Genomic DNA, 19346 nt, shown 5'->3' on the forward strand with positions numbered 1-19346 from the left:
GGAGTTTTCATGCTAAGGGATAGTTTATCGCCAGATCAGTTAGTGCCGGGCCTTCAAATAGAAGAAGGCCATATAAAAGTAGACAGAAACATGAAAACCAATATAGAAGGATGTTACGCAGCAGGAGATTGTATAGGCAAACCATATCAATATATTAAGGCGGCAGGTGAAGGATTAGTAGCAGCACTTAGCGCAGTTTCATATTTGGATAAAAAATAAAAACAGACAGTTAACTTAGTTATAGCTGAAGTTAACTGTCTGTTTTTATTTAACAAGAAAAAATACGTGATTTCCTATAGTTTTAATATTGGCCTTTTTTATATCCTTCATCCACGTAGAAGTAGCTATTTCAGGATTATAAAAGAAAACAGCCTGATAGGTAGGATCATTACCTTTTAATGCATCCAAAACTGCGGTGTAACTGGAAGAGTCTGGAATTATATTCGCCTTGCCACCGTGAAATACCTTCCCCCCTTTAACACAAGAAAAGGCATTCTTCTGATTAATAACACCGGACACTGACTTTGGAAATTTCACATGGTTAGCACGATTTAGTATAACGGATGCTACAGCTAGTTTTCCACTATAAGATTCACCACAGCTCTCAGCGTATACAACCTGAGCCATTAAATAAACATCATCATCAGTAATATAAAGAGATTGGTTTGAATTATTAAACACCGCTACTGCTTTAATTTGTTCATTATATAAACTTTTAGCTTCTGAACCGAGTGGATTTATAGACTCTCCATTTACTCTTAAACTAGGTAATATTGTGAGTAACATTAAAATACAGGACAAAAAAGCAAGTTTTTTAATACTATCCTCTCCTTTTGCCTACGGAGTTAGCTGACGGGTTCGGAAAAGGTCTAACCTACACTACTAGTGATTCACCCCAAATGGTTGGTTCCTCCGCGTTTTTTTACTTAGGCTAGTATTAGTGTTACCAACAGTGTAAAAATAATACACAATTTTTTTATTATAGAGATAGAAACCCAAATGTAGCAATACTAGTTATTAATAATTTTGTAGGGTTGTATAGACTTTTAAAAAATTATTATAGGCATTCTCTACTTCAAGAAACTTCGCATTAGATGATTCATATAGCGTATCTAATGTAGCTGAATCCACTACCGAACTTAAGGTTTGAACCTTTTCACTTGTTAAAGCCAGTTTGAAATCAGTTAAATAGCTTTCATATAGCTGGAATAATGGCCTAAAGGCTTCATAAGTAGCAATAGCTGGGCTGGGTACAGAAAGATCTTTGTTAAAGTCATTTTTAAAGTCATTTAATTTTATAGAATTATCGTTAACTAACGACAAAACTTCATTGTAGAGCATTTCATTTTTTCTTACCTTTAATGCAAAGGAGTAATAATTAGTTTTAGTATCTATAAAATCCTTGGATAAACTATCAATTTTATATGTAAAAGCTTTAACTTGAAGGTCTTTAATATCTGCCTCTTTTTTTATCATGAATGCACTGTAACTATAATTGAGTAGGTTATCAATAAATGATAATGAAGTTTGAGGCAGTGTTATTGTAGTATCAGTGATACTTACCTTTGTGTAAAAATCCATGCAATCATCCCTAAAGGTTTTAAGGGTTTCTATGGAGTCAGTTACGTCATTACTAGAAAGATTATTTAAAATAACTAGAGCGCCTTTATACATTAGTAGGTTATTATCTAGGCCATATATAAGGTTTTCATGTTCTTTTTTGTATTTAGGGGTAGGTTCTAAAGTTTCTAATTGAGATCTAAGGGTAGATAAATTTTCAATAATATTAGGTAACTTTTCTTTTGCATAATCAATATCTATTGTTTGGTTACTATTGAATATAGCTATAGTTTTATTAGCTTGGTTTATACTGTTTATATTATTTAGTAAGGAACCTTCATAAGAATCATAAACTTTATTTATAGAGGCATAGTAGCTAGTGGCAAAAATAACTATAGAAGCAATGATAATAGATAAAAATAGTATAATTTTGAATTTTTTTCTCTTTCTATTGCCCTTTACAACATGTTTTTCTTCACTCAAAACACTCACTCCCTCGTTTTTAATTTTATAAAATTTTAAGTATAAAAATTGTTACACAATCATATAATTTCATGTTATTGGGTATTCTCATTTAATATAGTATATAAAATATTCTAAAAAATATGTGAAGTTATTCGGACCAGAATCTTAAAGAAAAATCTAATAACTAGAAGTACTATGGTGATGAGTTAGTTTATGTAGAACAATATTATATTATCCCCAAAAATATAATAAACATATTGTTAATATAAGATGGATTGTTATAATAAATTTAACTTATAATATGTACCAATACACCACTGTATAGTGTATAATTGTAAATAGGAGTTTTAGCAGGGGGTGTGGCATTATGGAAGTAATTAAGTTGATGTTAAGTACAATTAAGAATATAAGTATATTTTCAATACTAGATATACTTGCAGTGGCGTTCATATTCTATAAAAGTTACATGTTAATTAAGGAGACAAGGGCTGAACAATTATTAAAAGGAATAGTTTTTATATTTTTACTTATTCCAATAAGTCAATTACTTAATTTGACGGTTTTAAATTGGATTTTAAATAAGACAATAACAATTGGTGTTTTGACTATTGTTATTATTTTTCAACCGGAAATAAGAAGAGCTTTAGAGCACCTTGGAAGAACAGCATTTACGGATAAACATGTATTTGCGGATGAAGAGACAATGGATAGAGTTATAACTGAAATAGTTAATGCTGTTGAAAATTTAGCGAAAATTAGAACAGGTGCGCTAATAGTAATAGAGCAAAGAACGGGTATCGGAGAAATAATTAAAACGGGTACTATCTTAGATTCTGTAATATCGGCAGCCTTATTAGAAAATATATTTGTTGTCAACACGCCACTTCATGACGGGGCTACGATAATTAGAAATGATAGATTAATAGCGGCAGGTTGTTTTCTGCCTTTAACAAATAATGATAAAATAAGCAAGAAACTAGGAACGCGGCATAGAGCAGCAATAGGAATAACAGAAACCTCGGATGCTTTAACTATAATAGTATCCGAAGAAACAGGAAATATATCACTAGCTGTGAACGGGAGGCTGGTAAGTAACTATGATAAGCAAAAGCTTAAGAGAATACTCGTTCAAATAATAAAAAGCAGACAGAGTAAAAAATTAACTATAAAGGAGAGAGTAAAGTTATGGATAAAGGCGGAAAACAAGAATTTATAATTAGAGTGTGTTGTGTAATAGCTGCCTTTGTACTATGGCTTTTTATAACAAGTACAGAAAATCCAATATCTGATTATAAGATTAAAAATATACCTGTGCAGCTTATTAATATGGATATATTAGACGATTCGAATTTGACTTTAGTTCCAGGCCAAGAGTTAGAAATAGATCTAAGCATAAAAGGAGCTAATACTAGCATACTTCTAGATAAGAAAGCGGAAGATTTTACAGTAGTGGCAGATTTAAGCGCATATGCGCTTAAAGTAGGCGAACAAAAGATTCCTATTGAAATCAGAAGAAGTCCTGATAATATAAATGTGGTAAATAGTGATAGCCTTTTTATAAAAGTGAATTTAGATAAACACGTTGAAACTAAGTTGCCTATAAATTTTAATATAAGTGGAGTGCCAAAGCAGGGCTATTATGCATCTAAACCACAATTATCAAAGGAGAAGGCTACAGTTATAGGAGGTTCAAAGTTTGTAAGTACAGTAACGGAAATAATAGTAGAAGAGAATATACAAGACGCTGAAAGTGACGTCATAAAAAGCTACAAGCTAATACCTGTAGACGCAAAGGGTAAAGAAGTAAGTGAAGTTAGCGTAAAGCCTTCTCACATAGATGTTAAAATTCCTATAAGAAAGACTAAAACTGTAGGTGTAAAAGTAAAAACCATAGGGGAATTAAATACAAAATTTATTCTAGAGAGTATAAAAGTACTACCGGAAAGGTTTGATATAACAGGAAGTGCAGAGGCGCTTAATAATATAGAAAATTTAAATACGGAATCTATTGATTTAAGTAAAATAAGTAAAACAACTACAGTAGACGTAAAAGTGACCATTCCTGAGGGGCTAAGTTTGGTTAGTGGTGCTAGTGAGGCTGTGGTTAAGGTCCAAATAAATGTGACTAAGATAGTGCAAAAGAGCATAAGCCTTGACATCAAAGATAATAACTTAGATACAAACTATGAGGTTAGTCCTCTTAATAAAAAGTGTGAATTAGTTGTTTCAGCATCTGAAGCAGTTATAAATTCATTAGATTTAAGTAAATTTAGCGCATCAGTATATTTGATTAATCTAGTTGAAGGTGAGCATACTATTGCTGTACTAGTGCCAATGCCGGAGGGCATAAAGCTTATATCATCATCACCAGATAAAATATTAGTAACTATTACAAAGAAACAAACGGAGGTAACTAATAATAATGACAATACAAGTAAATAATATAGTTTTAGATATAGATGAAAATATAGAGGATTTAAAAGCAAAGGCAACAAGAAAAATGAGGGTCTCTGAAAATGAAATAAAAGAGTTCAGAATAGACAAAGAGTCCATAGATGCTAGGAAAAAAAATAGCATTAAGTTTAACTATTCTGTATTAATTAAAATGGATAATGAAGTGAAAATAGTGGCATCCGCAAATGATAAGGATGTTAAATTACAAAAGGTTAGGTATGATTCTGAGTTTGAATTTGGAACCACGTCTATGAAGCATAGACCGGTAATAGTAGGAATGGGGCCAGCAGGTATGTTTGCTGGTCTTCTTATGGCGCAAAAGGGATATAAACCACTAATTATAGAAAGAGGTGAACAGGTAGAGCGTAGGACAAATAGTATAAATAAGTTTTGGACCAGGGCAGTATTAAATACAGAATCTAATGTGCAATTTGGTGAAGGGGGGGCTGGAACTTTTTCAGATGGAAAATTAACCACAAGAATAAAGGATACTAGATGTGACTACATACTAGAGGAATTTGTTAAGGCTGGGGCTCCTCCTGAAATATTATATATGGGTAAGCCACACATAGGTACAGATATACTAAAACAAGTTGTGAAAAACATTAGAGAAACCATTATTAGCTTAGGTGGAGAAGTAAGATTTAATAGTAAGCTTGTGGATATAAAAATGAAAGATAAAAAGATAAACTGTATAGTAGTAAATGAGGAAGAAATACCCTGTGATAATTTAATTTTAGCGCCAGGACATAGCTCTAGGGATACATATGAAATGTTATATGAAAAAGGTATATTTATGTCAAGTAAGCCATTTGCAGTGGGAGTTCGTATAGAACATCCGCAACATATGATTAATGAAAACCAGTATGGAAAATATGCTGGACATGAAAGATTAAAAGCAGCAGATTATAAACTTACATATACAAGTGTAAAATCAGGTAGGTCAGTATATAGCTTTTGTATGTGCCCAGGCGGAGAAGTAGTAGGTGCTGCGTCTGAGAAGGGACACCTAGTAATAAATGGAATGAGCGAGTATAAGAGAGATGGTCGCAACGCAAATTCAGCCCTTGTGGTATCAGTAGGACCAAAAGATTTTGAGACAAACAGCCCCCTAGCTGGTATAGAATTTCAAAGGCATTACGAGGCGCTAGCTTATACTATTGGAGGTTCAAACTATAACGCACCAGTACAATTAGTAGGGGATTTTCTTAAAGGAAATGTCAGTAGTGAACTTGGTAGTGTAAAACCAAGTTATAAGCCAGGGTATAAATTTGCGGATCTTACTCAGTGTTTGCCTAGCTTTGCAACAGATGCTATAAAAGAGGCATTGCCTAAATTCGATCATAAAATAAGCGGATTTGCAGGGAAAGATGGAATTATGACGGGTATTGAAACAAGAACATCTGCGCCGGTAAGAATCGATAGAAATGAGAATCTCCAAAGCATATCTCTAGAAGGATTATATCCAGCAGGAGAAGGAGCTGGATACGCAGGAGGAATAATTTCTGCGGCTGTGGATGGATTAAAAGTTGCAGAGTGTATAATGAAAGAATGGAAACATATTAAATAAAATATATTAAGAGTCGAATTAAAATAGGGGAGATGTTTTAATGAGTATAAAAGGATACATATTAGTAGTTAATCCTGGTTCTACATCAACTAAACTATCAATATTTAAAAATGAAGACCTTATAGTGACATCAAATCTAACGCATAGCTCGAGTGACATTAAGAAATTCGAAAAAATTTATGACCAAAAGGATATGAGAATTAAACTGGTTTTAGAGTGGCTAGAGCAAGAAAATATAGACCTTGAAGATTTAATAGCAGTAGTTGGCAGAGGGGGATTATTAAGACCGATGCCAGGTGGTACATATATAATATCGCAAAAGATGCTTGCGGATTTAGAAATAGGATTTCAGGCTGAGCATGCTTCTAATCTAGGTGGGGTGATAGCATCTGAAATTGCGGAAAAAGTTAATATACCAGCATTAATAGTAGATCCTGTAGCAGTAGATGAAATAGTGGGCGTTGCAAGAATATCTGGACTTCCAGAGATTCAAAGACGCTCTTTAGTTCATGCACTAAATATAAAAGCAGTAACAAGAAGGGTTTGCACTAAACTAAACAAAAGCTTTGAAAATAGTAATTATGTAGTTGCGCATATTGGTGGAGGAATATCTGTGTCTCCAGTTAAAAACGGAAGAATTCTAGATGTAAATAACGCCAATGAAGAAGGACCTTTTTCACCAGAGCGAACTGGAGGACTTCCAGTAGGAGATTTAGCTAAACTTGCTTTTAGCGGGAAATTTACTCTTAAGGAATTAAAGAAAAAATTAACTGGTGAGGGCGGACTTGTAGCTTATCTAAATACCAACGATGGAAGAATTGTTGACAAGATGATAGAAGAGGGTAACGCGGAAGCAGAGCTTATATTTAAGGCGATGGCTTATCAAATAGCCAAAGAAATAGGCGCTATGGCAACAGTGCTTAAAGGTGAAATTGATGCTATAATACTTACGGGAGGACTTGCGCATAACAAGAAACTTACCACGTGGATAAGTGACATGGTATGTCTTATAGCCCCCGTTGAATTAGTGCCAGGAGAAGATGAAATGTTAGCTTTAGCACAGGGAGCACTTCGGGTAGTAAATGGAGAAGAGAAGGCTAAAGTATATGAGGATGAAACAAACTAGAGAAAGAAGGAGTGTAATATAATGATTAAAACATTGAGTGAAGTATTAAGCACAGTAAAAACTATAAGAATGAAAACTGTAGTAGTGGCTGTTGCGCAAGATCAGCCAGTACTTGAAGCGGTACGAGATGCTAAGAAAAATGGTATAGCAAATGCAATACTCGTAGGAGACAAAGAAGAAATAATATCTATTGCAAATAGCATAGGGATGAATGTAGATGAGTTCGAAATTATAGATGAAAAAAACGTTATTAATGCCTCGCTTGCTGCAGTTAAACTTGTATCGCAGGGAAGAGCTGATATGTTAATGAAGGGACTTGTAGGTACATCTACCTTCCTAAAAGCCGTATTAAACAAAGAAGTAGGTCTTAGAGATGGTAAACTAATGTCTCACGTAGCAGTATTTGAAATACCAGGTTATGATAGATTAATATTCTTAACAGATGCAGCATTTAATATGTATCCAGAACTTAAAGAAAAAATAGAAATAATAAATAATTCCGTAATAGTAGCAAAAGCGTTTGGCATAGAGAATCCAAAAGTTGCAGCAGTTTGTGCGGTCGAAGTTGTAAATACAAGCATGCCAGCGACACTAGATGCTGCAATGCTTTCAAAAATGAGTGATAGAGGCCAGATAAAGGGATGCATCGTTGACGGACCATTAGGCTTAGATAATGCATTATCAGAAGAAGCAGCAGAGCATAAAAATATTCAAGGCCCGGTAGCAGGCAATGCGGATATTCTTTTAATGGCAAATATTGAAGCTGGTAATGCTGTATATAAATGCTTAACTTATACTACAAAAGCTAAAAGTGGTGCACTATTAGTTGGAACGTCTGCCCCAGTTATAGTAACTTCTAGAGCAGATACGCCTGAAACAAAGTTAAATTCTATAGCTCTTGCATCATTAGTTGCAGAATATAATAAAGTAGCTGAGGAATAATAAATAACATACTCACTTTTTATTTATTATTATAAGGAGGACTAATATGTCATATAAATTGTTAATAATTAACCCCGGTTCAACGTCTACTAAAATAGGTATATATGAAGATGAGGTAGAAGTTTTAGTAGAAACATTAAGACATTCATCAGAAGAAATAGGAAAATTTGATAGTATATTTGAGCAGCTTGAGTTTAGAAAAGAACTTATATTAAACCTACTTAAAGATAAAGACTTTGATGTAAAGACTTTGGACGCTATAGTAGGAAGAGGCGGACTTCTAAAACCTATCGAAGGTGGTACATATGCTGTAAATGAAGCTATGCTAAGGGATTTGAAAATTGGAGTGCAGGGACAACATGCCTCAAATTTAGGTGGAATAATTGCAAATGAAATTGGGAAATCTTTAGATATACCAGCATTTATTGTTGACCCAGTAGTTGTTGATGAAATGATGGATGTAGCTAAAATATCAGGAATGCCTGAAATAGAAAGAAAGAGTATTTTTCATGCATTAAACCAAAAGGCAGTAGCTAAGAGATATGCAAAAGAAAATGGTAAGAATTATGAAGATATTAATCTGATAGTAGCACACCTTGGTGGCGGAATTTCAGTAGGAGCTCACAAGGCGGGAAAAGTTATTGATGTTAATAATGCACTAGATGGAGATGGTCCATTTTCACCAGAAAGATCTGGGGGACTTCCAGTAGGAGATTTAACTAAAATGTGTTTTAGCGGAGAATATACAATAGATGAAATTGTGAAAAAGATAAATGGAAAAGGTGGCCTTGTTGCTTATCTGAGTACAAACGATGCTAAAGAAGTATCAGATAAAGCAGAGGCTGGAGATGAAAAATATAAATTGATTTTTGAGGCTATGGGATATCAAGTAGCTAAGGAAATTGGAAGATGCGCAGCAGTTTTAAGAGGAAAAGTAGATGCAATAATTTTAACTGGCGGAATAGCTTATGGAAAGGTTATGGTAAGTTATATAAAAGAAAGAGTAAAATTTATATCCCCAGTAGTAGTATACCCAGGAGAAGATGAATTACTAGCACTAGCTCAGGGAGGACTCAGAGTCTTAAATGGCGAAGAAAAGTCAAAAGAGTATAAATAGTAATTGGAAGGAGATATGTGATGAGCAGAATTAGAGTGTTTACAGGTCATTTCGGTTCAGGAAAAACGGAGATAGCAATTAATTATGCAATAAATCTTGCAAAAGAGGGAAAAAAAGTTGTAATAGTTGATTTAGATATAGTAAATCCATATTTTTGTGTAAGAGATGTTAGAAAACAATTAGAGCAGCAGGGAATACGAGTTATAGCATCAAACCCAGATCTAGTTAATGCAGAGCTCATGGTGGTTCCGGCAGAAATAAGAACTGTGTTTAATGATAAAAGCTACGAGGTGGTAATGGATGTAGGTGGGGATGACTCAGGATCAATAGCTCTTGGACAGTACAATAAGTATTTTAAAGAAGAAGCTTATGATATGTTTTTTGTAATAAATACGAACAGACCATTTACACAAGAACCTATAACTATTGTGGATTACATAAAAGCAATAGAAAGAGCCTCAAGGCTTACGGTAACGCATTTAATTTCTAATACCAACTTGTCTTATGAAACCGTACCAGAACACATAATTTCTGGAGATAAAATAGTAGCTAAGCTGTCAAAAGAATTGAGCATACCACATGCATATACCGTTTGCAGTAAAGATTTAGTGGAAAAACTGATTGGAAAATTGCAAGGTGACATATGTGGGATTGATATACATATGTTGCCACCTTGGAGATAGCAAGAAAAGAGTCAAATAAATAACGTTGTTGACAGGTTGTCCTTCAAGGTATAAACTTAAGTAGTAAACGTTTAAATTCTATAAAAAAAGAACTTTTAAGGAGGTTTAAACATGCCAAGAGTAAGTTTTAGAGAAGACAGATGTAAAGGGTGTGGACTTTGTATAAATGTATGCCCTAAAAAGATCATAAGTTTTTCAAAAGGGTTAAATATAAAGGGATATCATCCAGCCACAGTTACAGACGAAAAGATGAAAGAGTGTATAGGTTGTGCATCTTGCGGGAAAATGTGTCCTGATTGTGTAATAACGGTTGAAAAGTAAAGAATAGGAGGATGTACTTATGAGTGGAAAAGTGTTAATGAAAGGTAATGAAGCGATAGGAGAAGCTGCTATTAGAGCTAACTGTCTAGGCTTTTTTGGGTATCCAATAACACCCCAAACAGAGATATCTGCATATTTATCAAGAAAAATGTGCAAAATTGGAAGAGTTTTCTTACAGGCGGAAAGTGAAGTTGCAGCTATAAATATGGTGTACGGTGCTGCAGGCACAGGAGCTAGGTGTATGACATCTTCAAGTTCACCAGGAATAAGTTTAAAAGCAGAAGGAATATCATATATAGCAGGAGCTGAGCTTCCATGCGTTATTGTAAATATAGTTAGAGGTGGCCCAGGTCTTGGTAGTATTCAACCAGCTCAATCAGATTATTTTCAAGCAACAAAAGGTGGATCACATGGCGATTTTAATATGCCTGTATACGCACCTGCATCAGTACAAGAAATGGTTGATTTAGTTCAAGACGCTTTCGATACCGCAGATAAATACAGAACCCCTGTAATGGTAATGGGAGATGGAATGCTTGGACAAATGATGGAACCAGTAGAATTCAAAGAAAGAGAGCCGAAGTCACTACCAGAAAAAACTTGGGCATCAAATGGTCTAAAAGGTAGAGCAAAGCATAATGTTATAAATTCACTTTATCTTAAATCAGAAGATTTAGAAAAGCATAATATGAAATTACAAGCAAAATATGTAGAGATAAAGAAAAATGAAACAAGATATGAATTATATAAATGTGATGAAGAAGTTGACTTAATAATGGTGGCATACGGAACAACATCAAGAATATGCAAAAACGTTATTAAAATGGCAGAGAGTGAAGGCATAAAACTAGGACTTATAAGACCAATTACACTTTGGCCTTTTCCACTCGAAGCTTTTGAGAAAACACTAAATTTAACAAAACATGGATACATATCAGTAGAAATGAGTTGTGGACAAATGGTTGAAGATGTTAGACTCTCTGTTGAAGGAAGAAAGCCAGTTAATTTCTATGGAAGAACAGGCGGAATGGTTCCAACTCCAGAAGATATATTAGATAAAGTTAGAGAAATAGTAGGGGGTGCAAAATAATGGCAGTAGTATTTAAACCAACTAAAGCATTATTAGATGTTCCTACGCATTATTGTCCAGGATGTACTCATGGATTAATTCACAGGCTAGTAGGAGAAGTACTTGAAGAATTAGATATAATAGATAAAACAATAGGGGTAGCACCAGTTGGATGCTCAGTTTTAGCATATGACTATTTTGCTTGTGATATGTTTGAAGCAGCTCATGGAAGAGCACCAGCAGTTGCTACAGGAATAAAAAGAACTAATCCTGATGCAGTAGTATTTACATATCAGGGAGATGGAGATCTTGCAGCAATAGGTACGGCTGAAATAGTGCATGCTGCAACGCGTGGAGAAAACATGGTTACTATATTCGTAAATAACTGTATTTACGGTATGACAGGTGGCCAAATGGCACCAACTACACTTCCAGGTCAAATAACAGAAACTACACCTTATGGAAGAGATGTAAAAGTACAAGGATTCCCTATTAGAGTATCAGAGATGATATCAACTTTAGATGGAGTTTGTTATGTTGAAAGAGTATCATCAGATAGTGTTCCTAATGTTAATAAAACTAAAAAAGCAATTAAAAAAGCTTTCCAAAATGCAATTGATGGAAAAGGATTCTCAATGGTAGAAGTATTATCAATATGCCCAACAAATTGGGGATTATCACCTGATGAATCTATGCTATGGCTTAGAAATAATATGATGCCATACTACACTCTTGGAGTTAAAAAAGATACAACTGCGGAGGTGGAATAAAATGGGTACTCAACAAATGATATTTGCAGGATTTGGTGGTCAAGGTACACTTTCTATGGGGAAATTTCTAGCATATGCAGGTATGGATACTGGCATGAATGTTTCATGGTTACCATCCTATGGGCCAGAAATGCGTGGAGGTACAGCTAACTGTGCAGTTATACTTTCTGATGAGTTAGTAGGTTCTCCAATAGTTACAGAGCCTAATACACTTGTAGTTATGAATAGACCTTCTCTTGATAAATTTGAAGATAGCTTATCTAAAGGTGGATTATTACTAATGGATTCTGACCTTGTAGACAGAATGCCGGGTAGAGATGATATCGAAGTAATAAGCATTCCAGCTCAAACAGAAGCAATGAAAATTGGAAGCAAACAAATTGCTAACATGGTGCTACTCGGAGCTTTAGTAAAGAGAACTGGAATAGTATCAATGGAGGAAATAGTAGCTGCTTTAAAAGATCATGGTAAAGAAAAATTCTTTGAAGCAAACAAAAAAGCTCTGGAAGTTGGAGCTTCTTACGTTAAATAGATAATAAAAGAGTGTATACTACTATAGCTTGCTTAAATGAAGGCTACGTAGCATGCACTCTTTTTTTGCGTCCTTAAAAACAAGCTATGAAAGTTCATATTAAATTTTTTTTGAGAAACTTAAAATTAAGATTTGGTAATTAATATTTTATATCACAGAATTAATTGTAATGAATATAATAGAAGTGATGTTGTAAAATTTTAATTATTGGTAATATAATGAATATAAAGAAAGGTGGTGTATAAATGACCTATAAAATACTGTGCAAATGTCCAGTATGTAGCTCTAAATTAAAAGCTACTACACTTAAATGTGGCGAGTGTAATACTGTTGTGGAAAATGAATTTGAGCTATCAAAATTTGATTACTTAAATAATGAACAACTATACTTTATTGAAATATTTTTAAAGTCTAGAGGAAACATTAAGGACGTAGAAAAAGAACTTGGTATATCATATCCAACTGTTAGGGCGAAGTTAGACGAGGTTATTACAACAATGGGGTATAATGTTATAAAGCAAAAAACATCAGTTGATAAAAAGGATGTAATAGATATGTTGGAAAAAGGTGAAATCACTGCTGATGAGGCATTAATCATGTTAAATAATAAATAATAAATAATAAATAATTAAGCTGTATATTTGAAGCTCGCAGCTTTAGAAAAGGAGGATATATGATGAATGAAGAGATGTTAAAGATATTGAAAATGGTCCAAGATGGTAAAATTGATTCGGACAAAGCGATGCAGCTTATAGAAGCGCTAAAAGGAGAAAGTAAAGATCCATATATTTTAGAAAAAACACCTTATAATAGTAGCAGTAAGAAGAATCCTAAAATGCTCAAAATAAGAATAAGATCTACTGAGAATGATATTTTAAATATCACTCTTCCACTAAAATTTGTTAGTGGGATGATAAGAACCTTTGGGCGAATTCCAAGTCTAAATGTAGATGGCATGGAGGGTGTGGACATAGATGAAATGACTCAGTCGATATTAGAAGCTATAGATGGTGGAATGGATGGAAAGATAGTAGATATAAAAAGTGGGAATGGAGACATAATTGAGGTTGTTATAGAATAGTTCTGAGAGTCAAAGTTTATAGAACATTAGATAACCGTTGATGATGCGAGCACCCATAAATAAAGGCATATTTAAGAAAAACTCTTAGATATGCCTTTTTATTAATTCATTCACATTATATAAAATATACTACTTAGTTTAACCCTCAATTATATATTATTTATAGTATATAAAAAATACTAGGTGTTTTTTACAAAGCCTCTTTAATGTAGTATAATATCAGTGATATCTGAACTTTAATAGACAAGAATTTTACTATTTGTAGTTCAAAATAGGACAAGCAACCTTTTATGGAAGTTACATATAATAATCAGAATGTACTTATTTAAGAAGTGAGTTTCAATAAATTGTGAAATTAAATGAACATGGAAAAAATAGATGAGAAAGAGGTAAAAAAATATGGGTAGAATGTTCGGTACAGATGGAGTACGTGGAGTTGCAAATACGGAATTAACAGGTGAGCTTGCTTATAAGCTCGGAAGGTCAGGAGCTTTTGTACTAACAGAAGCTGCACATAAACCCAAAATAATAGTAGGAATGGATACAAGAGTTTCAGGAGATATGTTAGAATCAGCATTAGTTGCAGGAATTTTATCTGTTGGTGCTGAGGCTATATGCCTTGGAGTTATTCCAACACCTGCCATAGCATATTTAACTAGAAAATATGGAGCAGATGCAGGGATAGTTATTTCAGCTTCTCACAACACAGTAGAATATAACGGAATAAAGTTTTTTAATAGTCAAGGTTTCAAATTATCTGATGAACTAGAAGATACAATACAAGCAGTTATAGAAAGTGATTTTAAAGGAGTACCATCACCAATAGCAGGAGATTTAGGTAAAAAAACAGTTACGAAAAATGCTACAGAGGATTATATTGAATTTGCTAAATCCACCATTACAGGAGACTTAAAAGGACTTAAAATAGCATTAGATTGTGCTAATGGTGCAGCTTATATTACTTCGGTAAAAGCTATAAGAGAACTAGGAGCAGAGGTTTTAGTTATTAGTAATGATCCAGATGGAGTAAATATAAATAAAGATTGTGGATCTACTCACCCAGAGCACTTAATGGCCTTTGTTAAAGAAAATCATTGTGATTTAGGATTAGCTTTTGATGGTGATGCAGATAGGTGTCTTGCCGTAGACGAAAAAGGGAATCTTGTAAATGGAGATTTCATGATTGCTATTTGTGCAAAGCACATGAAAGATATGGGTAAATTAACTAAAGATTCAGTCGTGGTAACAGTTATGAGTAATTTAGGCCTTGATATTGCAATGAAGAGTGAAAATATAACTACAGTGAAAACTAAAGTAGGAGATAGATATGTACTTGAAAAAATGAGAGAAGATGGTTATAAACTAGGGGGAGAGCAGTCTGGACATGTTATTTTCCTTGATTTTAATACTACAGGGGACGGACTTGTATCCGGAATTCAATTAGCCACTGTAATTAAGGAGTCAGGAAAGAAATTATCAGAGCTTACAGCAATAATGACAGAACTTCCACAAATATTAGTTAATGCAACAGTACCCAATGATAAAAAAGACATACACGAAACTGATAGTGAAATAGTGGAAGAAATTAAAAAAATGGAAACAAAACTAAATGGCTGTGGAAGAGTACTTATTAGACCTTCGGGTACAGAGCCATTAGTGAGGGTAATGCTAGAAGGAAAAGTGCAAAGTGAACTAAATGAAATGGCACATTCTCTTGCGAAAATGATTCAAGAAAAAGCAAATAAATAGATCTTAAAAATATATTTTTAAACATTAAAATAACGTATGAAATTTCTGATTTGAGAAATTCCATACGTTATTTTTTATTTATAATACATTATAGATTAGATTACAATTAACATAAAAAGAGTGGTGGAATTCAGAATTCTCAGTTTCGTCACTAAGCTTAAGTGACAAAATGCACGTATCTTTGTGTTGTAGTGCGGTTTGTGTAAACGTATAATTATATTAAGGAATATTTTTTAACAAATTAAAGGGGGAAAAATAATGGAAGTTAAAACTACAACAGAACTTAAAACGAAAACGCCACTCAAGGAAAAAGTACAGGGCTTTGGACGTTTTCTAAGCGGTATGGTAATGCCTAATATTGGAGCATTTATTGCATGGGGGCTAATTACGGCATTATTCATTCCAACAGGATGGATACCAAATGAAAAGCTTGCTGCTTTAGTAGGTCCAATGATTACTTACCTATTACCACTATTAATAGCATATACCGGAGGTAAAATAGTAGGCGGTAGTAGAGGTGGAGTAATAGGTGCGATAGCAGCTATGGGTGTAATTGTAGGAGCTGACATTCCTATGTTTATGGGTGCTATGATAATGGGACCTTTAGGCGGATTTATTATTAAGAAGTTTGATAAATCTATTGATAGTAAAATTCCAGCTGGTTTTGAAATGTTAATAAACAATTTTTCAGCCGGAATAATTGGTATGGCACTGTCACTCATTGCATTCCTTGGAATTGGACCTTTGGTACTAGGTCTTAACAGTATACTAGAAACTGGAGTAGGAGCTATAGTAGATGCAGGCTTATTACCATTAACATCTATATTCATTGAGCCAGGTAAAATATTATTTTTAAATAATGCTATAAATCATGGTATTCTTGGACCTTTAGGAATACAAGAAGCGAAGGAAGTTGGAAAGTCAATATTCTTCCTTCTAGAAGCAAATCCAGGTCCGGGGCTAGGAATACTTTTAGCATACACGATGTTTGCAAAGGGAATAGCAAAAGAATCTGCTCCGTCAGCAATAATAATTCACTTTTTAGGCGGAATACATGAAATATACTTCCCTTATGTTTTAATGAAACCAATACTTATACTCGCAGTAATTGGTGGTGGAGCAAGTGGAGTATTCACATTCGGACTATTTAATGCAGGACTTATAGCAACAGCATCACCAGGAAGTATATTTGCATTAATGGCTATGACGCCTAAAGGTGGACTTTTAGGTATTTTTGCAGGAGTAATTGTATCAGCAGCAGTATCCTTCTTAATAGCAGGATTCTTTATTAAAGGGTCTAAGGATTCAGAAGGCGACGATTTAGAAAAGGCGAAGACATCAGTAAAGGAATTAAAAGGAACTAAGAAAGCTGAACAAGAAGTGAAAACATATACTAAAACAGCGGTAAATAAAATTGTATTTGCATGTGATGCTGGAATGGGATCAAGTGCTATGGGAGCATCTACATTAAGAAACAAGCTAAAAAAAGCAGGCCTAAATATAGAAGTAATAAATACTGCTATAGAGGATATACCTGAAGATGCTGATATTGTTGTAAGTCATGAAAGTTTGACTTCAAGAGCAAAGGCAAGTGCGCCAAAAGCAGAGCATATTTCTATTAGTAACTTTGCACGCGACCCTAAATATGACAAGCTGGTAGAAAGACTGAAATAATATATCCATATAAGTGACAAAATATAATCAGTGAGAAAAATCTATAACAGATAATTCTCACTGATTTTTAAACTAAAACGTAATAATGTCACTAATGAATGATGACAAATTAGATTATCTTTGAATTGAATACAGTATCTATAGGGTATACAATTACAGTATAGATTTATAATATTTATAAATGTCAGTAATAAGCAAGGAGGTGGATTATGAGAGATGTGGTGATAACATCCCGTGTAAAAGAAATACTTCGTTTGTTAATTGGAGCAGACCTATCTAATTTCATTACTGTAAACGATATAGCGAAAAAATTAGACTTGAGTTCAAGGACAATTTTAAGAGAGATGCCTCAAGTAGAAAAATGGTTGAAATACAATCATTTCAAATTTATAAAAAAACCTGGAGTAGGCCTTTTGCTCAATGAAAATTTAGAAGGTAAGAACAGACTACAGCTGTTATTAGATGGATATTATGTAGAGAAGCATTATAAGCCCGAAGAGAGGCAGTATTTAATAATTAGTGAACTTATACAAATGAAAGAGCCTGTAAAGTTGTATTATTTCACATCAATATTTGGGGTTACTGAAGGAACACTAAGCAATGACCTAGATAAAGTTCAGGAGTGGTTTCAAAAGCATAATTTAAAGCTTGTTAGAAAACCGGGTCTTGGAGTTTATATTGAGGGTAAAGAAAAAGAATTTCGGCAGGCGCTTATAAGTTTATTATATGAAAATTTAGATGAAAATCAATTATTACAAGTCATAAAGGATAATGTAGGTAGCAGTGAATTTAGTAAGGGTAGAATTGAAATCAATACTAGAAATAGATTGCTGAATTTAATAGATAAAAGTGTAATTAAACAATTGGAAAAATCAGTATATAAAGTGGAAGAAAAAATGAAATTAAAATTGGCTGATAGTGCATATGTAGGGCTTATAGTTCATTTAGCAATTGCAGTACAGCGTATAAAAAACAATGAAAGAATAAGTATAGATGCGATTTTTCTATCAGAACTAAAAAAAACAACGGAGTATGGAATAGCGGAAGGGTTAGCAATTGATATTTCAAATAATTTCAATTTAGAAATACCTGAAGATGAAATTGGATATATAACTATGCATTTAAAAGGTTCAAAGATGCAGGCAAATATTAAATCAGAAGAAAAGCATATGATAGGAAAATATGAACTTATAAAAACAGCTAAAAAGATGATTGCTATCGCAGAAATTGAAACGCGTTGCTCACTTCTACAAAACAAAAATTTGCTTATGGGTCTAGTAAACCATTTAGAACCAGTAATTAGTCGTCTAAAAATGAATTTAGACATACGAAACCCCTTGCTTACTGAAATTAAAGAAACATACCCCAAAACATATGAAATTAGTAGTAAGTGTTGTGTGGTTTTGCGAGAACTATTAGGCGTTGAAATACCTGAATCAGAGATAGGATATATTGCAATGCATTTAGGTGCGGCAATGCAAAATGAAGATAAAGTAGAACTTCGTATTTATAGGATTGCTGTTGCATGCGCAAGTGGAATAGGCACATCGAGACTGCTTGCCACAAGACTTCAAAGGGAGTTTAAAAACATTCAGGTTATAGATATAATTTCATCCATTAATATTAATGATGAGTGGCTAAAAGAAGAAGGAATAGAACTAATTATATCTACTGTGACAATCGATATTCCTTTTAAAAATGTGATCGTAAATCCACTACTTTTAGAAGAAGACAAAATTAAAATTCAAACGATTTTAGGTGAGATAAAAGACAGCATCTATGTTAAGGCTGTAAAGATAAATAAACATGATGACTTAAAAGAAAATATTATGACTCTTATGGAATATGGCGAAGCCTTTATAGAAATTATGAACAATTTCTATTTTGACGAAGATGACACCATAAATAGTAAGGTTCAATTAATAGAGAAAGTAAGTAAAGCTTTTGGAAATACTGAATTGAAGCAAAATAGTTTACAGGAAAAATTTATAGAGCGAGAAAGATTAGGAACTACTATTTTAAATGGTGAGGGTATAATTTTGCTACATTGTCGTTCAGAAGTAGTAAGTAAACCTCAGATAGGAGTTATACGTTTTAAAAATAAAATTCATTCATTGGGTGAATATGGTGAAGACGTAGACACAGCTTTAGTAATACTGGCACCTTTAGAAATTAAGAAGACTTATATAGAGGTAATTAGTGAAATTAGTAAAGCGCTAGTAGAAGCACCTGA

Annotated in this window: 19 protein-coding genes and 1 riboswitch; of the genes, 17 read left to right on the forward strand and 2 right to left on the reverse strand. The window is 33.5% G+C overall.

Annotated features, from left to right (window positions below):
• Positions 1–219 (forward strand): FAD-dependent oxidoreductase (locus ACJAX4_RS12960; RefSeq protein ID WP_435789880.1); only part of this gene is annotated, 219 nt, incomplete at its 5' end.
• A 45-nt stretch (positions 220–264) separates the two neighbouring features.
• On the opposite strand, the gene ACJAX4_RS12965 is transcribed toward ACJAX4_RS12960, so the two are convergent.
• Entirely contained in the window at positions 265–786 is a 522-nt protein-coding gene (locus ACJAX4_RS12965) for a cell wall hydrolase (protein WP_435789881.1), read from the reverse strand.
• Positions 787–820: 34 nt separating this feature from the next.
• Positions 821–943, reverse strand: a riboswitch (cyclic di-AMP (ydaO/yuaA leader).
• 74 nt (positions 944–1017) lie between these two features.
• Entirely contained in the window at positions 1018–2043 is a 1026-nt protein-coding gene (locus ACJAX4_RS12970; RefSeq protein WP_435789882.1) for a hypothetical protein, read from the reverse strand.
• 349 nt (positions 2044–2392) lie between these two features.
• Here ACJAX4_RS12970 and cdaA point away from each other — a divergent pair, with 349 nt between their 5' ends.
• From cdaA to ACJAX4_RS13050, 16 genes are all read left to right on the forward strand, one after another.
• Complete coding sequence (gene cdaA, locus ACJAX4_RS12975; RefSeq protein ID WP_435789883.1) at positions 2393–3241, forward strand: diadenylate cyclase CdaA; 849 nt, start codon at positions 2393–2395, stop codon at positions 3239–3241.
• Positions 3211–4467 carry a CdaR family protein gene (locus ACJAX4_RS12980; protein ID WP_435789884.1) on the forward strand — a complete coding sequence of 419 codons (1257 nt, stop codon included), beginning with the start codon at positions 3211–3213 and terminating at the stop codon, positions 4465–4467. Before cdaA ends, ACJAX4_RS12980 begins: the two co-directional genes overlap by 31 nt.
• Complete coding sequence (locus tag ACJAX4_RS12985; RefSeq protein ID WP_435789885.1) at positions 4448–6049, forward strand: NAD(P)/FAD-dependent oxidoreductase; 1602 nt, start codon at positions 4448–4450, stop codon at positions 6047–6049. Before ACJAX4_RS12980 ends, ACJAX4_RS12985 begins: the two co-directional genes overlap by 20 nt.
• Positions 6050–6089: 40 nt before the next feature.
• Positions 6090–7175, forward strand: a complete 1086-nt coding sequence (gene buk, locus ACJAX4_RS12990; RefSeq protein WP_435789886.1) for a butyrate kinase — start codon at positions 6090–6092, stop codon at positions 7173–7175.
• A gap of 21 nt (positions 7176–7196) precedes the next feature.
• The gene (gene ptb, locus ACJAX4_RS12995) at positions 7197–8117 is read left to right on the forward strand and encodes a phosphate butyryltransferase (RefSeq protein WP_435789887.1); all 921 of its coding nucleotides are present in this window, start codon (positions 7197–7199) and stop codon (positions 8115–8117) included.
• A 46-nt stretch (positions 8118–8163) separates the two neighbouring features.
• Complete coding sequence (gene buk / locus ACJAX4_RS13000) at positions 8164–9234, forward strand: butyrate kinase (protein ID WP_435789888.1); 1071 nt, start codon at positions 8164–8166, stop codon at positions 9232–9234.
• A 20-nt stretch (positions 9235–9254) separates the two neighbouring features.
• The gene (locus ACJAX4_RS13005) at positions 9255–9917 is read left to right on the forward strand and encodes an ATP-binding protein (RefSeq protein ID WP_435789889.1); all 663 of its coding nucleotides are present in this window, start codon (positions 9255–9257) and stop codon (positions 9915–9917) included.
• Positions 9918–10028: 111 nt separating this feature from the next.
• Positions 10029–10238, forward strand: coding sequence for a 4Fe-4S binding protein (locus tag ACJAX4_RS13010; RefSeq protein WP_435789890.1), 210 nt, complete (start codon positions 10029–10031; stop codon positions 10236–10238).
• Positions 10239–10257: 19 nt separating this feature from the next.
• The gene (locus tag ACJAX4_RS13015) at positions 10258–11328 is read left to right on the forward strand and encodes a 3-methyl-2-oxobutanoate dehydrogenase subunit VorB (protein ID WP_435789891.1); all 1071 of its coding nucleotides are present in this window, start codon (positions 10258–10260) and stop codon (positions 11326–11328) included.
• Positions 11328–12077 carry a thiamine pyrophosphate-dependent enzyme gene (locus ACJAX4_RS13020; RefSeq protein WP_435789892.1) on the forward strand — a complete coding sequence of 250 codons (750 nt, stop codon included), beginning with the start codon at positions 11328–11330 and terminating at the stop codon, positions 12075–12077. The genes ACJAX4_RS13015 and ACJAX4_RS13020 overlap by 1 nt, the downstream gene beginning before the upstream one ends.
• A 1-nt stretch (position 12078) precedes the next feature.
• Positions 12079–12609, forward strand: coding sequence for a 2-oxoacid:acceptor oxidoreductase family protein (locus ACJAX4_RS13025; RefSeq protein ID WP_435789893.1), 531 nt, complete (start codon positions 12079–12081; stop codon positions 12607–12609).
• Between the two features lie 245 nt (positions 12610–12854).
• Positions 12855–13223, forward strand: a complete 369-nt coding sequence (locus ACJAX4_RS13030) for a DUF2089 domain-containing protein (RefSeq protein ID WP_435789894.1) — start codon at positions 12855–12857, stop codon at positions 13221–13223.
• A gap of 62 nt (positions 13224–13285) precedes the next feature.
• Positions 13286–13690: an SHOCT-like domain-containing protein gene (locus tag ACJAX4_RS13035; RefSeq protein WP_435789895.1), complete on the forward strand. Its 405-nt coding sequence runs from the start codon at positions 13286–13288 to the stop codon at positions 13688–13690.
• A gap of 399 nt (positions 13691–14089) precedes the next feature.
• Positions 14090–15439, forward strand: coding sequence for a phosphoglucosamine mutase (gene glmM / locus ACJAX4_RS13040; protein WP_435789896.1), 1350 nt, complete (start codon positions 14090–14092; stop codon positions 15437–15439).
• 258 nt (positions 15440–15697) lie between these two features.
• Entirely contained in the window at positions 15698–17113 is a 1416-nt protein-coding gene (locus ACJAX4_RS13045; protein WP_435789897.1) for a PTS mannitol transporter subunit IICB, read from the forward strand.
• Between the two features lie 209 nt (positions 17114–17322).
• Positions 17323–19346 (forward strand): BglG family transcription antiterminator (locus ACJAX4_RS13050; protein WP_435789898.1); only part of this gene is annotated, 2024 nt, incomplete at its 3' end.

It is taken from the genome of Clostridium sp. (assembly GCF_051278035.1).
Taxonomy (GTDB): domain Bacteria; phylum Bacillota; class Clostridia; order Clostridiales; family Clostridiaceae; genus Clostridium_AD.

Coding starts and splice junctions, on each gene's coding strand:
- ACJAX4_RS13045 (WP_435789897.1), top strand. CDS start 15,698: ATGGAAGTTAAAACTACAACAGAACTTAAAACGAAAACGCCACTCAAG.
- glmM (WP_435789896.1), top strand. CDS start 14,090: ATGGGTAGAATGTTCGGTACAGATGGAGTACGTGGAGTTGCAAATACG.
- buk (WP_435789888.1), top strand. CDS start 8,164: ATGTCATATAAATTGTTAATAATTAACCCCGGTTCAACGTCTACTAAA.
- buk (WP_435789886.1), top strand. CDS start 6,090: ATGAGTATAAAAGGATACATATTAGTAGTTAATCCTGGTTCTACATCA.
- ACJAX4_RS12965 (WP_435789881.1), bottom strand. CDS start 786: ATGTTACTCACAATATTACCTAGTTTAAGAGTAAATGGAGAGTCTATA.
- ACJAX4_RS13015 (WP_435789891.1), top strand. CDS start 10,258: ATGAGTGGAAAAGTGTTAATGAAAGGTAATGAAGCGATAGGAGAAGCT.
- ptb (WP_435789887.1), top strand. CDS start 7,197: ATGATTAAAACATTGAGTGAAGTATTAAGCACAGTAAAAACTATAAGA.
- ACJAX4_RS13005 (WP_435789889.1), top strand. CDS start 9,255: ATGAGCAGAATTAGAGTGTTTACAGGTCATTTCGGTTCAGGAAAAACG.
- ACJAX4_RS13020 (WP_435789892.1), top strand. CDS start 11,328: ATGGCAGTAGTATTTAAACCAACTAAAGCATTATTAGATGTTCCTACG.
- ACJAX4_RS12985 (WP_435789885.1), top strand. CDS start 4,448: ATGACAATACAAGTAAATAATATAGTTTTAGATATAGATGAAAATATA.
- ACJAX4_RS13030 (WP_435789894.1), top strand. CDS start 12,855: ATGACCTATAAAATACTGTGCAAATGTCCAGTATGTAGCTCTAAATTA.
- cdaA (WP_435789883.1), top strand. CDS start 2,393: ATGGAAGTAATTAAGTTGATGTTAAGTACAATTAAGAATATAAGTATA.
- ACJAX4_RS12980 (WP_435789884.1), top strand. CDS start 3,211: ATGGATAAAGGCGGAAAACAAGAATTTATAATTAGAGTGTGTTGTGTA.
- ACJAX4_RS13035 (WP_435789895.1), top strand. CDS start 13,286: ATGAATGAAGAGATGTTAAAGATATTGAAAATGGTCCAAGATGGTAAA.
- ACJAX4_RS13025 (WP_435789893.1), top strand. CDS start 12,079: ATGGGTACTCAACAAATGATATTTGCAGGATTTGGTGGTCAAGGTACA.
- ACJAX4_RS13010 (WP_435789890.1), top strand. CDS start 10,029: ATGCCAAGAGTAAGTTTTAGAGAAGACAGATGTAAAGGGTGTGGACTT.